General features: G+C 70.3%; 11 protein-coding genes. 5 read left to right on the plus strand and 6 right to left on the minus strand.

Annotated features, from left to right (window positions below):
• The first annotated feature begins 200 nt into the window (after positions 1-200).
• Together ABT106_RS12660 and ABT106_RS12665 are read left to right on the plus strand one after the other, a co-directional pair.
• Entirely contained in the window at positions 201-1,595 is a 1,395-nt protein-coding gene (locus ABT106_RS12660) for an ApeA N-terminal domain 1-containing protein (RefSeq protein ID WP_351275869.1), read from the plus strand.
• A 248-nt stretch (positions 1,596-1,843) separates the two neighbouring features.
• Entirely contained in the window at positions 1,844-2,620 is a 777-nt protein-coding gene (locus ABT106_RS12665) for an NUDIX domain-containing protein (RefSeq protein ID WP_351275871.1), read from the plus strand.
• Here ABT106_RS12665 and ABT106_RS12670 read toward each other — a convergent pair.
• On the minus strand, positions 2,604-3,734 hold the full coding sequence (locus tag ABT106_RS12670) for an NsdA family TPR-like regulatory protein (protein WP_351275873.1): 1,131 nt from the start codon (positions 3,732-3,734) through the stop codon (positions 2,604-2,606). The genes ABT106_RS12665 and ABT106_RS12670 overlap by 17 nt on opposite strands.
• Before the next feature lie 432 nt (positions 3,735-4,166).
• Between ABT106_RS12670 and ABT106_RS12675 the strand changes: the two genes are divergently transcribed.
• Positions 4,167-5,354, plus strand: coding sequence for a UDP-N-acetylglucosamine--N-acetylmuramyl-(pentapeptide) pyrophosphoryl-undecaprenol N-acetylglucosamine transferase (locus ABT106_RS12675; protein WP_351275875.1), 1,188 nt, complete (start codon positions 4,167-4,169; stop codon positions 5,352-5,354).
• A complete protein-coding gene (locus ABT106_RS12680) occupies positions 5,351-6,346 on the plus strand; it encodes an SDR family NAD(P)-dependent oxidoreductase (RefSeq protein ID WP_351275877.1) in 996 nt (331 codons plus the stop codon). Before ABT106_RS12675 ends, ABT106_RS12680 begins: the two co-directional genes overlap by 4 nt.
• Before the next feature lie 47 nt (positions 6,347-6,393).
• Here ABT106_RS12680 and ABT106_RS12685 read toward each other — a convergent pair whose 3' ends face one another.
• The 5 genes from ABT106_RS12685 to ABT106_RS12705 all read right to left on the minus strand — a co-directional run bounded on the left by ABT106_RS12685 (position 6,394) and on the right by ABT106_RS12705 (position 11,297).
• Entirely contained in the window at positions 6,394-7,986 is a 1,593-nt protein-coding gene (locus tag ABT106_RS12685; protein WP_351275879.1) for a Na+/H+ antiporter, read from the minus strand.
• Between the two features lie 247 nt (positions 7,987-8,233).
• Positions 8,234-8,662, minus strand: a complete 429-nt coding sequence (locus tag ABT106_RS12690; protein ID WP_351275923.1) for a GNAT family N-acetyltransferase — start codon at positions 8,660-8,662, stop codon at positions 8,234-8,236.
• A gap of 74 nt (positions 8,663-8,736) precedes the next feature.
• On the minus strand, positions 8,737-9,678 hold the full coding sequence (locus ABT106_RS12695) for an RluA family pseudouridine synthase (RefSeq protein WP_351275881.1): 942 nt from the start codon (positions 9,676-9,678) through the stop codon (positions 8,737-8,739).
• 52 nt (positions 9,679-9,730) lie between these two features.
• A complete protein-coding gene (gene lspA / locus ABT106_RS12700; RefSeq protein ID WP_502979335.1) occupies positions 9,731-10,273 on the minus strand; it encodes a signal peptidase II in 543 nt (180 codons plus the stop codon).
• Between the two features lie 193 nt (positions 10,274-10,466).
• Complete coding sequence (locus tag ABT106_RS12705) at positions 10,467-11,297, minus strand: TraR/DksA family transcriptional regulator (RefSeq protein WP_351275883.1); 831 nt, start codon at positions 11,295-11,297, stop codon at positions 10,467-10,469.
• A 594-nt stretch (positions 11,298-11,891) separates the two neighbouring features.
• On the opposite strand from ABT106_RS12705, the gene ileS reads away from it, so the two are divergent.
• Entirely contained in the window at positions 11,892-15,059 is a 3,168-nt protein-coding gene (gene ileS, locus ABT106_RS12710; RefSeq protein WP_351275885.1) for an isoleucine--tRNA ligase, read from the plus strand.
• Positions 15,060-15,249: the final 190 nt, after the last annotated feature.

The following is a 15,249-nucleotide window of genomic DNA, read 5'->3' on the forward strand; positions in this document are numbered from 1 at the left end:
CGCGCTAGCGCCAGTCCGGCACGCCGAGCGCACTGCCCGGCCGACGGCGCGTCTAGGGAACTTGGCGCGTGGTCGGCTGCAGCTGACCCGCTGGCCGCAGCCCCTTTGCCTCGCGCCCCTGGGGCGCCTTCAGCAGTCTGATAAATGACCAACTTGATCATGTTATCGAGCCGTATCCTCCAAGTTCACAAGGAGGGGTGATGGCTGCAAAGATCTCGTTCGGTGACTCGCTGGCCGGCCTACTCGTGGACGGGAAGCGCGACACGCCTTTCGTTGTCGCAACGCTTACCTACTCGGAGGCTCGCGGCATCAGAATTGAGGTTCCGTACGTGCACGGAGCCCAGACTCGTCAATTTGATGAGCCTGACACCTGGTTCGATACTGCATCGCCACCAAGAAATTTGGGGTTTGTAACCCGAGGTGGGACGATTTCGCTGTTCGGCTGCCGCTACTCCGGACATTCAATGACGTTCGGACATGGATATTCGATAGGCCTCATCACGCCTGAATCAGTCGTCCTTCATAGCGCAGGCGAAGATCTCGCAAGTGAACTCAAAGTGGCGCGACTAAAGTCGGAGATCGACGGCATCGCCGAATGGAGTCAGCTTCGATCGCTTCGCTATGCGCCCGAGTCGGATGAATCCGGACGACTTACTCGTTTCACCATCACCGCCGAGAGTCCTGCAAAATTGAGCTGGACTCAAGGTGACGCCACCCTCACGATCGCCAATAATTGGGAGACATTTAGATCAGGCCCCGGCATGCTTGTGTCCGAGTGGGGCTCGCTTGAAAGTGAGTTCGCGGATCCGCGACCGATAAGCGATCACTTGGCGGAACAGCGAAAGTTCGTTTCACTGCTCACTCTAGTATTCGGTCACGCGATGCGTTTCCGCAGGCATTCTGTCTACGACCAGAGATTCACCGATACTGACTTGAATGGCCGATCGATGGGGCACTCGCACTATGGCCTCATTAGTTCGCTGACGTATCGGGACCACTCGCAGCCTTTGCCCGCACCTAAGGATTTCAGCGATGCAATCGCATCAATTTCGGACATCGGAATGGATGGCCTATCGAGCTGGAATTCTATCTATCGGGAGTGGAAGCGCGCCATTGGTCCGGCGGTCAGCACGCTCAGCCGCCCAGGTGGAGAAGTGGAAAGCCTCGTGATGAACGCGGCCATCAGCCTGGAAGCTGCGGGAAATCTAATCGGAACGGTGAGCGGCGAGCAAGAAACCCACAATAAGGGAAAGCCAACGACCACCACCTTCATCTTTCGCTGCCTCGCGCATTCAGGGCTCGACTTCTCCAGGGTGTGTGATAGCTTGCCCGGATTGGCGCGAGCTGTCTCGATAAACTACAACACCATCAAGCATTTCGACCGAGGAGAGTTCCCACGCGCTTCCGAAAGCTATTTCGCAAGCGAGGTATCGCTTCTTGCCATTCGAGTCTTGGCCGCGAAGCAAACAAAGATCGGGACGCCATCCACGGCTAATTTTACATCCCGCAAGAAGCTGGACGATCTTGAGTCCATTTGCAGGTCTCACGATATATTCGTGGATTCTGCAGGAGCTTTCGTCCCGTACCCCTCCTAGGCAAATCCCTAGCTCCGGGCCGACACCCATGGCTTTCGCCCACAACCCACTGTCATCTCGCCTGCCGTCGACCCACACGGAGTGATAGTGGGGCGGAATTCTGACGCCTGGGTGGCCCCGGGCACTCGAAGGTGCCCCCTTGCGATGCCCTCAAGTCAGACCAGGAGAGATGAGCATGGCTGAGACCTCCGTGATCCCCCCCGACTACGCTGCACCGCCAGCCAGCGAACGGGGAGAGTGCTCTGAGGATGGGACCGAAGTCGACGAGGGTCTACCAGACGATCCGGTCTTGGATCGAGTCGGGCAAGTACGGACCCGGCCAGAAGCTTCCCTCCGAGCGGACTATGAGCGCTGAGCTGGAGATCGGCCGTACCGCTCTCCGCCAGGTACTCGCACGAATGGCGAGCGAGCGGCTCATCAAGGCGTACGACCGCAGTTCGTACCGCGTCGTGGGTGGCGAGACCGTTGCCACGCCGGCGGAGATGGAACCTTGGACCATCCATGGCAGCAGGACGGTCTATGAGAACCGGTGGGTGAACCTCGACCTCGTCGAAGTCGAGCCGCCCGGGGCCGAGCGGTTCGAGCACCACGTGGTGCGTCTCCACCATGTAGCGATCACGGCTGTGATCGACGAGCAGCAGCGCGTCCTGATGCTGTGGCGCTATCGCTTCGTCCCGCAGCAGTGGGGATGGGAACTTCCCGGCGGCATCGTGGACGAAGGCGAGGACGCGGCGACCACGGCAGTGCGCGAGACCGAGGAAGAAACCGGCTGGCTTCCGACGAACGTCGAGCACGTCGTGACGTATCAGCCCATGATCGGCATGGTCGACTCACCCCATGAGATCTTCGTGGCGCGCGGTGCGGTGAAGGTGGGCGAACCCACGGATGTCGAGGAGGCCGGACAGATCGCTTGGGTTCCCCTGGCGGATATCCCCGGACTCATGGCTGAGGGGAAGCTCATGGGGTCAGGAACCCTGGTCGCCCTCCTTCATGTCCTCGCGTCGCGGGCTACAGCCGCCCCGTAAGCAGCTCCACACGCCGGCGATGCCGCACGGACCCCGTGCGGTTCGCCAGCAGGCGCGCCTGTTGAAGGTTCGAACGGGCCTCGTCGAACTCGCCGCGGGCAAGATGCGCCTGCGTCAGGTCGCTGTGCAGGCCTGCCTTGGCACGGACGAAGGTGGGGTCGGTTGTCTGGAGCGATACGTAGAGGTCATCCATGGCCAAGCTGTCGCCCAGGAGTGCCAGTACGTTTCCCCGCCAACGGGCCAGGTGGTCAGCATTCAGGGAGATGCTCAGCATGTCCGGGTCGCGGGCATCCGCACCTGCCGGCAGTGAGGTCGCCGCCCGGTCGACCGCACCCCTGACATCGTCGTGCATTCCAGCAGCGGCGCACAGTTCTGCTTCGGCCGCGCTCAGCCATGCCCGACGGCGGGGTGACTGCCGCTCCGCGTGTGTACGCTGCGCGTCACGAATCAACTCCACCGCCATCTCCGGTCGGCCGGCATCACCCAGGACGTACGCCTGCTCCCCCATGGCGTGAGCCAAATACTGCGGCGCGTCTGCATCCTGCGCGGCTCGTTTCGCCAGCTCGTAGTGCCGCCAGGCGCGCTCTACGGCACCGGCATCTAGCGCCTGCCAGGCCGCCAATGTCGCTGCCCCGGCCAATGCCGTCGCGATGGGGCGACGCGTTCCTGGCAACACAGCAAACGTGAGCGCGTCCTCCATCCTCGCCAGATGTCCGCCCATCTGGTCCACCAGGCCGGATGCCCCCGTCTGTCGGTCCATGGTCCGCAGTAGCTCGGTCTGGTCCATGAAGGTGCTCACCATGGAGTCGCTGACGCTCCGCGCCGAGTCGATCCGACTCAACAGGTCCTCGTAGCCGTCAGCTTGCTGGTGGACCGCCTGCGCACGCTCCCCGCCCAACTCGGCGTCCGTAACCCCGAGAAGTGGCCGGAGGATCACGGCGTATCGCTCCGTGATGACGCGCCGGCCGTTCTCCCACTCGGACACGTAGGTCTTCAGGCTTGCACTTGAGGCGACGTTCAGTATGTGCTGCCGCGCGTAGCGCTCGATCTCGAAGATCAGCCGCTCCTGCGACCATCCCCGCGCCGTACGAACGTCTCGTAATCCCTGGCCCACGTGCATCGCCTCCGATGGCCGTGCCACCCGCCAGGACTTGACCGAGTCGCCGCAGGTGGAGCGGGTTAACACCCCTGAGGTTAAACCCTGTTGGCTACCGAGGCCCCCCGTCTGGGCCGTTTCCTGAAGTCACGCAGAAGCGCACCGGCAGGCCCGAACGAACCAAGGGCTTGCATTTGGTGCGCACCAGATGGCTCGTAAGGGCCTAGCCCTGATGTGCGCGCAGTACCTCTTGGCGTCCGGCGTGTCCCGTTCTTACGGGAGCCCTTGCCGACACGCCGTAAGAGCAGCGAAATGCGGGTCGTGGCTCCCAGATTGGCTCCCTCGGGGCGGGCGTGGGCACGGTGAAAGGGCTCTGAACTGCGGCTATCCGCTACGGGCCGCCGGATCGACTCTTAGAACGTTCTTAAGCCGCACCGGGAGTGTGCGGTCATGACCACACCACACACCCCAGCGGCACTGTCCGTCGTGATCGGTGCGGGCGGCACCGGCGGGCACATCTACCCGGGACTGGCCCTCGCCGAGGCGCTGCGCGCGGCCGTCCCCGGCGCCGTGGTCTCGTTCATCGGGACCGAGCGGGGCCTGGAGAGCGACCTGATCCCCGGCGCCGGCTACCGCCTGCACACCGTCGACATGATCCCCTTCGACCCGGCCCTGGGAGCGAAGCGGTTCCTGCTGCCCGCGGCGCTGCTGAAGTCCGCGCACCAGGCCCGCTCCGTGATCCGGGCGCAGGGCGCGCACGCCGTCGTCGGCATGGGCGGCTACCCGAGCGCCCCCGCCGTGCTCGGGGCGCGGCTGGCCGGGGTGCCGGCGGTGATCCACGAGTCCAACGCGGTGCCCGGCCGCGCCAACCGGTTCGCCGCCCGCCTCACCCCGCACGTGGCGGTGGCCTTCGACCGCAGCCGCGCCCATCTCGCGGGCGGGGCGCGGGCGCTGACCACGGGGATGCCGATCTCCGCCGCGCTGGCCGGCCTCGCGCGGCTCGGCGGCCCGGACCGGACGGCCCTGCGCGCCGAGGCCCGGCGGGCCCTGGGGGTCCCCGGGGGGCGGCGGCTGGTGGTCTTCAACGGCGGCAGCCTGGGCGCCGTCCGCCTGACCCGGGCCGCGACCGGCCTGGCCGCGCTCTGGCAGGGCCGCGACGACGTACAGCTGCTGGTCAAGACGGGCCCGGCGGCCCTGCCGGACGCGGCCGCCGCCCTCGGGGCCTCCGGCGGGGCGCGGATCGCGCGGGCCCTGCCGTACCTGGACCGGATGGACCTGGTCTACGCGGCCGCCGACCTGGTGGTGTGCCGCGCCGGTTCGGCGACGGTCGCCGAGCTGGCGGCGACCGGCGTGCCCGCCGTCCTGGTGCCGTACCCGTACGCCCCGGGCGACCACCAGACCCACAACGCCCGGGTGCTGTCCGACACGGGCGCCGGGCTGCTGCTGCCCGACGCCGAGACCACCGCCGAGCGCCTCGCCGGGCTCATCGGACCGCTGCTGGCCGATCCGGCCCGGCTGGCGGCGATGGCCGGCGCCGCCGACCCCGGCCCGCACGCGCGGGCCGCCGAACTGCTGGCCGCGGAGGTCCTCCGCGTCGCCGGCGCCGTCCCCACCACCCCTCTCCTGGAGCGCATGTGAACAGCTGGACCGGCCGCACCGTCCTCGTCACCGGAGCCGAGGGCTTCATCGGCTCGACGCTGGTGGACCTGCTGGTGTCCCGGGGCGCGCGGGTGCGCGCCTTCGTGCACTACAAGCCGTACGCCGAGAAGGGCAACCTGGCCCGCCACCTCGCCGATCCGGGCGGCCCCGTCGAGATGTGGGCGGGCGACGTCCGCGACGCGGGCCGTGTCAGCGACGCGGTGGCGGGCTGCGACACCGTCTTCCACCTGGCGGCGCTCATCGGGATCCCGTACAGCTACGCCTCGCCCGGCGCGTACGTCCAGACGAACGTGACGGGCACGCAGAACGTGGCGGAGGCGTGCCGGCGCCACGCCGTGCGCCGTCTCGTGCACACCTCCACCAGCGAGGTGTACGGGACGGCCCTGACGGCGCCGATCTCCGAGAGCCACCCGCTGCAGCCGCAGTCGCCCTACTCCGCGTCGAAGATCGGCGCGGACATGGCGGCGCTCTCCTTCCACCACGCCTTCGACCTGCCGGTGACGGTGGTGCGGCCGTTCAACACCTACGGCCCCCGGCAGTCGGCGCGCGCCGTCATCCCGACGATCCTGTCCCAGCTGCACGCGGGCTCGCGGGAGATCCGGCTCGGCTCGCTCACCCCGACCCGCGACTTCACGTACGTGACGGACACGGCCGAGGGCTTCCTCGCCGTCGCGGAGTGCGACCGGGCGCTGGGCGAGGTGGTCAACCTCGGGACCGGCGAGGAGATCTCGGTCGGCGCCCTGGCCGAGGCCCTGATCGCGGCTTCCGGCCGGGACGCGCGGGTGGTCGTGGACCCGTCCCGGCTGCGTCCGGCGGGCAGTGAGGTGCAGCGGCTGCTGTCGGACAACTCCCGGGCCCGCGAGTGGGCCGGCTGGCGGCCCCGGGTCTCCCTGGAGGACGGCCTGCGCCGCACCTCGCAGTGGATCGCGGCGAACGGCTCCCTCTTCGCCCCGGACCGCTACGCGGTCTGACCGGCCGGCGGGGCCCCGGGGCGGGTGGGGCCCCGGCCTGCTCCGCCCTACGGGTTCCGCAGGCTGCGTACGTCCAGGTGCCGCAGCACCCGGTCCACGACCTCCGGGTCGGACCCGGCCTCGCTGCGCGCGGCCAGTACCTCGTGCCGGGCGGCGGACATCATCTCGCGCTGGATCCGCTGGACGTCCCGGATCCGCTCCACCCGCTGCGCGTACGCCTCCCGGCGTTCCTCGTCGACCATGTCGGGGCTGATGCGGGCCCCCACGTCGTACGCCCGCCGGTAGAGGGTCTCCACCAGGTCGTCCGGCAGCTCCTCCACCTCCTCGATCTCCTTCAGCCGCCGTTTGGCTGCCTTCGCGGCGCGGATCGCCAACGCCCGCTCGGCGTCACGGTCCGCGTCGGAGTCGGCCGCCACGCCCAGCCGCCGCACCAGCCACGGCAGGGTGAGCCCCTGCACCACGAGGGTCGCCATGATCACCGCGAAGGCGATGAAGACGATCTCGTCCCGCGCCGGGAACGGTTCGCCCGCGTCGGTCTCGAACGGGATGGCGAGGGCGAGGGCCACCGAGGCCACGCCCCGCATCCCGGCCCACCACATGACGACGCTCTCCCGCCAGCTCACCGGGATCTCCTCGTCGTAGTCGCGCCGCTTGTGCAGCTTCTGCGCGACCCAGCCGGCCGGCAGCAGCCACACCAGCCGTACGCCGACCACCACGGCGATCACGACGCCCGCCCAGCCCGCCATCTCCCAGGCGCGGCCCTGCGCGGTGCCGAACACGTTGTGGAGCTCCAGGCCGATCAGCCCGAACGCCACGCCGGTGACCAGCATGTCGACGACTTCCCAGAAGGTGTGCCCGGCGAGCCGGCCCAGGACGTCGTCGGCGTCGGACGCGTACTCGGCCAGGAACAGCGCCGTCGTCAGGACCGCCAGCACCCCCGACCCCTGGAGCTCCTCCGCCACCACGTACGAGACGAACGGCACCAGCAGCGTCAGGCCGATCTGCAGCGTGGCGTCGCCGAGCCTGCTCATCATGCGGTGGGTGATCCAGCCGAAGGCGAGACCGACGGCGACCGCGACGACGGCGGACAGCACGAACTCGCCGAGCGCGTCGGGCAGCGAGAAGCTGCCGCTGACGGCGGCGGCGATGGCCACGTGGTAGAGCACGATGGCGGTGACGTCGTTGAAGAGCCCCTCGCCCTCCAGGATCGACACCATGCGGCGGGGCAGCCCGAGCGAACCGGCGACGGCGGTCGCGGCGACCGGGTCGGGCGGCGCGACGAGCGCGCCGAGCGCGACGGCGGCTGCGATCGGCAGCCCCGGCACGGCGGCGTGCGCGACGGCGGCGACGGCGGCGGTCGTGACGAACACCAGGGCCACGGCCAGCAGCAGGATGGGCCGGACGTTGGCGGCGAACTGGCGCCAGGAGGTGCGCTGCACGGAGGCGTACAGCAGCGGCGGCAGCACCAGCGGCAGGATGTAGTCGGGCGGGACGTCGACGTTCGGCACGGACGGCAGCAGGGCGAGGGCCACCCCGCCGATGGTCATGAGAACGGGTGAGGGCAGTCCGAGCCGGTCTCCGAGCGGGACGGTGACCACGGCCCCGAGCAACAGCACGAACAGCAGAGCTAGCTGATCCACTCCCCCACCCTGCCAGTCCGCCCCACTCGACATGCCCGGCGACCACCAAGGCCGGCCCGTGTCGGCACATCCAGCCCCGCGGGCCCGTACCGGCCCATCCAGCCCCGTCGGCCCGTACCGGCCCAACCAGCCCCGTCGGCGTTTGAGGCGCGGGGGTCCGGGGGCGGAGCCCCCGGAAGCGGCGCGCCACGACACGGCACAGCGGGCGAGGCCAGGCGGGCCGGGGCCCGGCCCGGAGCAGGCCGGGTCAGCCAGCCGCGAGGCGGCGCCGCATCGAGCGGTGCGGGATGCCCGCGTCCAGGAACTCCGGCCCGTACGCCTCGTACCCGAGCCGCTCGTAGAAGCCCAGCGCGTGCGTCTGCGCGCCCAGGTCGACGGCCGTCAGGCCCCGCCCGGCCGCCTCCGCCTCGATCGCGCGGACCAGCGCGACGCCCACGCCCAGCCCGCGCGCGGCCGCGCTCACGGCCAGCCGGCCCAGCGAGCCGACGCCCTCGGACCCGGTCTTGGCCAGCGCGGCGGCCCCGTACAGCAGCCGCCCCGTGCCCAGTGGTTTCCCGTCCGGGTCCACGGCCAGTACGTGCACCGCGTCCGCGTCGTACGCGTCGTACTCGACCGACGGCGGGACGGACTGCTCGACCACGAACACCTCGGTCCGGACCGCGAAGCAGGCGGCCATGTCGGCCTCCCCCGCGGCCACGCGGACGGCGAAGGCGGGCACCGGCCCGCCACCCGTCGCCCGCCCGCCGTCCGTCACTCGCTCTCCGCCCGGATCACGTCCAGCGCGTTGCGCAGGTCGGCCGGGTAGGTGCTCTCGAACTCGACCCACTGCCCGTCCGACGGGTGCTCGAAGCCGAGCCGGACCGCGTGCAGCCACTGCCGGGTCAGCCCGAGGCGCTTGGCGACGGTCGGGTCGGCGCCGTAGGTCAGGTCGCCGACGCAGGGGTGACGGTGCGCGGCCATGTGCACGCGGATCTGGTGCGTGCGCCCCGTCTCCAGCTTGATGTCCAGCAGCGAGGCGGCGCGGAAGGCTTCGATGAGGTCGTAGTGGGTGACGGAGGGCTTGCCCTCCTGGGTCACGGCCCACTTGTAGTCGGCGGTCGGGTGGCGGCCGATCGGCGCGTCGATGGTGCCGCTCATCGGGTCCGGGTGGCCCTGGACCAGCGCGTGGTAGCGCTTGTCGACGACGCGCTCGCGGAACTGGTTCTTCAGCGAGGTGTAGGCGCGCTCCGACTTCGCGACGGCCATCAGGCCGGACGTGCCGACGTCGAGGCGGTGCACGATGCCCTGGCGCTCGGCGGCGCCGGAGGTGGAGATGCGGTATCCGGCGGCGGCGAGGCCGCCGATGACGGTGGTGCCGGTCCAGCCGGGGCTCGGGTGGGCGGCGACGCCCACCGGCTTCATGATGACGACGATGTCGTCGTCGTCATGGACGATCTCCATGCCCGGGACGGGCTCGGCGATCACCTCGACGGGCCGCGGCGGGGCGGGCATCTCGACTTCGAGCCAGGCGCCACCGTGTACACGTTCGGACTTCCCGACGACACTGCCGTCGACCGACACCTTTCCCGCGGCCGCGAGTTCGGCCGCCTTCGTCCGGGAGAAACCGAACATACGGGCGATGGCGGCGTCGACGCGCTCGCCCTCGAGGCCATCGGGAACGGGCAGGGTTCGGATCTCGGGAATCGTACTCACCTGTCGAGTATGCAGGACTCGGCAGACGGGCCGTCCCCGAGCGGCCCCGCGATCAGTCCTTGTGGACGGTGCCGTCCGGGTCCAGACCCTTGAACGACAGCAGCACGATCAGGATGCCGCCGCACACGATCGCCGAGTCCGCGAGGTTGAAGACCGCGAAGTGGGCCGGCGCGATGAAGTCGACGACCGCGCCGCGGAACACGCCCGGCGAGCGGAAGATCCGGTCGGTCAGGTTGCCCAGGGCCCCGCCCAGCAGCAGACCGAGCGCGATCGCCCACGGCAGGCTGTAGAGCTTGCGGGCCAACCGGATGATCACGACGATCACGCTGGCCGCGATGCAGGTGAAGATGATCGTGAAAGCCTCGCCGAAGCCGAAGGCGGCGCCCGGGTTGCGGACGGCCTCGAACTTCAGCAGGTCGCCGATGATCTCGATCGGCGGCTGGTGCTCCAGCTTGGCCACGACGAGCAGCTTGCTGCCGAGGTCCAGCACGTAGGCCAGCACCGCCACGACGAGCAGTGCCACGATCCGCCGATGCCCCCTGGGCCCGGCGGACTCCGGCTGGGAGTCGTCTCCGACCTCCGGCGTACCGATGATGCGCTCCGCCTCTGCCACGTGAGTCCCTCGAACTAGCTCGAACCAGGTTGCGACACAGCTCCGCCAGGTTCCTGGACCCTGACCGAACACGAGAGTACGTCAGGGCACCCGCCGGGCGCCCTCCAGGCGCCCCCTCGACCCGCTCCCGCCCGGCCGGGCGCCGACGGGGGACGGGACGGGCCCGCAGGACCGGTCAGTGCCGCCGCTCCTGCTTCTGCTTGCAGTCCACGCACAGCGTGGCCCGGGGGAAGGCCTGCATCCTGGCCTTGCCGATGGGCTGCCCGCAGTTCTCGCAGAGGCCGTACGTGCCCGCCTCCAGCCGCTCCAGGGCCCGCTCGGTCTGCTCCAGCATCGAGGTGGCGTTCGCCGCGAGGGACAGCTCGGACTCCCGCGTGATGTTCTTGGTGCCCGTGTCGGCCTGGTCGTCGCCCGCCCCGTCGCCTGAGTCCCGCATCAGGCCGGAGATGGCCGCCTCGGAGGCGTCCAGCTCGGCGCGCAGCCGCAGCACCTCGCTCATCAGCTCGGTGCGGGCCTCGTCGGCCTCTCCCCGCGTCCACGGGTCCTCGCCGGGCCGTACGGCGAGCTCGCCCGGTACGGCGAGCTCGCCCGGCGCGGTGACCTCCGTGACGCGGGTCTTGGGCAGCCCGCTGGTGGCGGCCGCCGCCGTCTTCCTCGCCGTACCGGTGCTCTTCTTGGCAACCACTTTGCGGACTCCCGTCTTCTTCGCGGCATGCGCCGCCCCCTCGGCCGCGGCCGCCTTGGCCGTGGCCTTCCGCTTCTCGACGGCATCCGTCTTCTCGGCGGCGCCCGCACCCTCGGCCTCGGCCTCGGCGGCGGTCGTCTTCCCCGTCGTCGCCTTCGTGGCGGCGGCGGTCTTGCGGGCAGCGGTCTTCCGGGCGGCGGTCTTCTTCCCGGCCGGAGCCGCTTCCTCGGTCGCCGCAGCCTTCCCGGCGGCCCTCTTGGCTGTACTCCCGGCGGTCTTCTTCGCCACCATGGCCGCGGCCCCTTCACATACTGTGATCATTGCTCGCGAATCGTGCCGGAACGATAAATCGACTCCGGCCCCGCGGCAACGGGAGACGCTTCCCTCGTGGCCGACCTGAAACCGTTGTGCCCATCCGGAAGCCCGGTAATCCGCCCCTCGCGCCCCACCGGATCCCATACCGGCGCATCAGCCCGTCCGGGGCACCCGGCCGCCCGCCCCGGCCCACCGCGCCGCCCCCGCCCCGCGCCCCCATCGCGCCGCTCCCGGGGCGCCGGGAGCGCGGGCCGCCGCGCACGCCCCGCCAACCGGTCGGCCGACCGCGCCCCCGGCCCGTACACTGGCCCCAGCGAGAGGCATGGATGGGGACGAGTAGCGTCGGACGCAGCCAGGAGCGACCCGGGGACGGTGAGAGCCCGGGGGCGAGCGCGACGTGAAGGATCACCCCGGAGCCGCCGGAAGAAAGCGCGTACGCGACCCCCGGGCCCGCGTACGGCGAGTAGAACCGGCTTCGCACCCCAATGAGGGGGCGGTCGGACGTGTCCGGCGGCCAAGGAGGGTGGTACCGCGGGGGCCGTGCCGGCTCTCGTCCCTCCGGACGGAAGTGACATCCCGCCGGAGGAAGAGTTCAGCCTCATGACCACACCGCCGCAGTACCGCCCGGTACCCGCCCAGGTCGACCTGCCCGCCCTCGAACACGCCGTTCTCGACTTCTGGCGCGAGAGCAAGACCTTCGCCAAGACCCTGGAGCAGTCCGAGGGCCGCCCCGAGTGGGTCTTCTACGAGGGCCCGCCCACCGCGAACGGCATGCCCGGCGCGCACCACATCGAGGCCCGCGTCTTCAAGGACGTCTTCCCCCGGTTCCGCACGATGCGCGGCTACCACGTGGCCCGCAAGGCCGGCTGGGACTGCCACGGCCTGCCCGTCGAGCTCGCCGTCGAGAAGGAACTGGGCTTCAACGGCAAGAAGGACATCGAGGCGTACGGCATCGCCGAGTTCAACGCCAAGTGCCGCGAGTCCGTGACCCGCCACACCGACGCGTTCACCGAGCTGACGACCCGCATGGGCTACTGGGTCGACCTGGACGACGCCTACCGGACCATGGACCCCGAGTACGTCGAGTCCGTGTGGTGGTCGCTGAAGGAGATCTTCAACAAGGGCCTCCTCACGCAGGACCACCGCGTCGCCCCCTGGTGCCCCCGCTGCGGCACCGGCCTGTCGGACCACGAGCTGGCCCAGGGCTACGAGACGGTCGTCGACCCCTCCGTCTACGTCCGCTTCCCGCTGACCTCCGGCCCGCTCGCGGGCGAGGCGGCCCTCCTCGTCTGGACGACGACCCCCTGGACCCTGGTGTCCAACACCGCCGTCGCGGCGCACCCGGAGGTCCGGTACGTCGTGGCCACCGACGGGACCGAGAAGGTCGTCGTCGCCGAGCCGCTGCTGGAGAAGTCCCTCGGCGAGGGCTGGTCGGCCACCGGCGCGTCCTTCACCGGCAAGGAGATGGAGCGCTGGACCTACCAGCGCCCCTTCGACCTGGTCGCGTTCCCGAGCACCGGCGAGGGAAGCCCGGTGCCCGCCCACTACGTCGTGAACGCCGAGTACGTCACGACCGAGGACGGCACCGGTCTCGTCCACCAGTCCCCCGCCTTCGGCGCCGATGACCTCGCGGTCTGCCGCGCGTACGGCCTGCCCGTCGTGAACCCGGTCCGCCCCGACGGCACCTTCGAGGAGGAGATCCCGCTCGTCGGCGGCGTCTTCTTCAAGAAGGCCGACGAGAAGCTGACCGCCGACCTCGACGCGCGCGGCCTGCTCTTCAAGCACATCGCCTACGAGCACAGCTACCCGCACTGCTGGCGCTGTCACACGGCGCTGCTCTACTACGCGCAGCCGTCCTGGTACGTCCGCACCACCGCCGTCAAGGACGCGATGCTGCGGGAGAACGAGAAGACCAACTGGTTCCCGGACTCCGTCAAGCAGGGCCGCTTCGGCGACTGGCTCAACAACAACATCGACTGGGCGCTGTCCCGCAACCGGTACTGGGGCACCCCGCTGCCGATCTGGCGCTGCGAGGAGAACCACCTCACCTGCGTCGGCTCCCGCGCGGAGCTGTCCGAGCTGACGGGCACCGACCAGTCGGCGCTGGACCCGCACCGCCCGTACATCGACGACGTCACCTTCACCTGCACGCACGAGGGCTGCGCGCTGGAGGCCGTCCGCGTACCCGAGGTCATCGACGCCTGGTACGACTCGGGTTCGATGCCGTTCGCGCAGTGGGGCTACCCGTACAAGAACAAGGAGATCTTCGAGAAGCGCTACCCGGCGCAGTTCATCTCGGAGGCCATCGACCAGACCCGCGGGTGGTTCTACACCCTCATGGCGGTCGGCACCCTCGTCTTCGACAAGTCCGCGTACGAGAACGTGGTCTGCCTCGGCCACATCCTCGCCGAGGACGGCCGCAAGATGTCCAAGCACCTGGGCAACATCCTGCAGCCGATCCCGCTGATGGACCAGCACGGCGCGGACGCCGTCCGCTGGTTCATGGCGGCGGGCGGCTCCCCGTGGGCGGCGCGGCGCGTGGGCCACGGCACGATCCAGGAGGTCGTGCGCAAGACCCTCCTCACGTACTGGAACACGGTGGCCTTCCAGGCGCTGTACGCCCGTACGTCGAACTGGGCCCCGTCCGCCGCCGACCCGGCGCCGGCCGACCGCACGGTGCTCGACCGGTGGCTGCTGTCCGAACTCCACACCCTTGTCGCCGAGGTGACGGAGGCGATGGAGACGTACGACACCCAGCGCGCCGGCAAGCTGCTGTCGGCGTTCGTCGACGACCTCTCCAACTGGTACGTCCGCCGCTCGCGCCGCCGCTTCTGGCAGGGTGACCCGGCCGCGCTGCGCACGCTCCACGACGTGGTGGAGACGGTGACCCGCCTGATGGCCCCGCTGACCCCCTTCATCACGGAGCGGGTCTGGCAGGACATGATCGTCCCGGTCACCCCGGAGGCGCCGGAGTCCGTGCACCTCAGTTCCTGGCCGGAGCCGGACGCCGCGCAGGTCGACCCGGACCTCTCCCGCCACATGCAGCTGGTGCGCCGCCTGGTCGAGCTGGGCCGCGCCACCCGCGCGGAGTCGGGCGTGAAGACCCGCCAGCCGCTGTCGCGCGCGCTGGTCGGGGTCACGGGCTTCGACGCCCTCTCCCCCGAGCTCCGGTCCCAGATCACGGAGGAGCTGAACGTCTCCTCGCTGGCGTCCCTCTCGGAGGTCGGCGGGTCCCTGGTGGACACCACGGCGAAGGCCAACTTCCGTGCGCTGGGCAAGCGCTTCGGCAAGGGCGTGCAGGACGTGGCGAAGGCGGTGGCCGCCGCCGACGCGGCGGCACTGTCCCTGGCCCTGCGCTCCGGCTTCGCCGAGGTCGAGGTGAACGGCGAGACGGTGGCCCTCACCCCGGAGGAGGTCATCATCACCGAGACCCCGCGCGAGGGCTGGTCGGTCGCCTCCGACTCCGGGGCGACCGTCGCCCTGGACCTGGAGATCACCCCCGAGCTGCGGCTGGCGGGCCTGGCCCGTGACGCGATCCGCCTGATCCAGGAGGCCCGCAAGAACTCCGGCCTGGACGTGGCGGACCGGATCGCCCTGCGGTGGTCCTCGCCGGAGCCCGAGGTCGTGACGGCGCTGACCGACCACGCGGCCCTGATCTCCGACGAGGTCCTGGCCGTGGACTTCGCCCCCGGCGAAGCGGACGCCGCGTACGGCGCCCCCTTCACGGACGAGCCCCTCTCCCTCACCTTCCAACTCCGCAAGGCGTAACCCCCCACCCCAGCGGCCCGCACCTCCCCTCCCGGGGGGGTACGGGCCGCTTGCGTATGCCGCTCCACCTCCAGCCCCGCCGGTGGCTGATCCGCTCCACCTCCGGCCCCGCCGGCGTTTGAGCCACGCCCCCTCCAGCCCCGCCGGCGTTTGAGGCACGCCCCCTCCAGCCCCGCCGGCGTTTGAGGCG

This window comes from Streptomyces sp. NPDC002044, assembly GCF_040296725.1.
Taxonomy (GTDB): Bacteria; Actinomycetota; Actinomycetes; order Streptomycetales; family Streptomycetaceae; genus Streptomyces; species Streptomyces antarcticus.

Coding starts and splice junctions, on each gene's coding strand:
- ABT106_RS12660 (WP_351275869.1), top strand. CDS start 201: ATGGCTGCAAAGATCTCGTTCGGTGACTCGCTGGCCGGCCTACTCGTG.
- ABT106_RS12665 (WP_351275871.1), top strand. CDS start 1,844: ATGGGACCGAAGTCGACGAGGGTCTACCAGACGATCCGGTCTTGGATC.
- ABT106_RS12675 (WP_351275875.1), top strand. CDS start 4,167: ATGACCACACCACACACCCCAGCGGCACTGTCCGTCGTGATCGGTGCG.
- ABT106_RS12690 (WP_351275923.1), bottom strand. CDS start 8,662: ATGGCCGCCTGCTTCGCGGTCCGGACCGAGGTGTTCGTGGTCGAGCAG.
- ABT106_RS12705 (WP_351275883.1), bottom strand. CDS start 11,297: ATGATCACAGTATGTGAAGGGGCCGCGGCCATGGTGGCGAAGAAGACC.
- ileS (WP_351275885.1), top strand. CDS start 11,892: ATGACCACACCGCCGCAGTACCGCCCGGTACCCGCCCAGGTCGACCTG.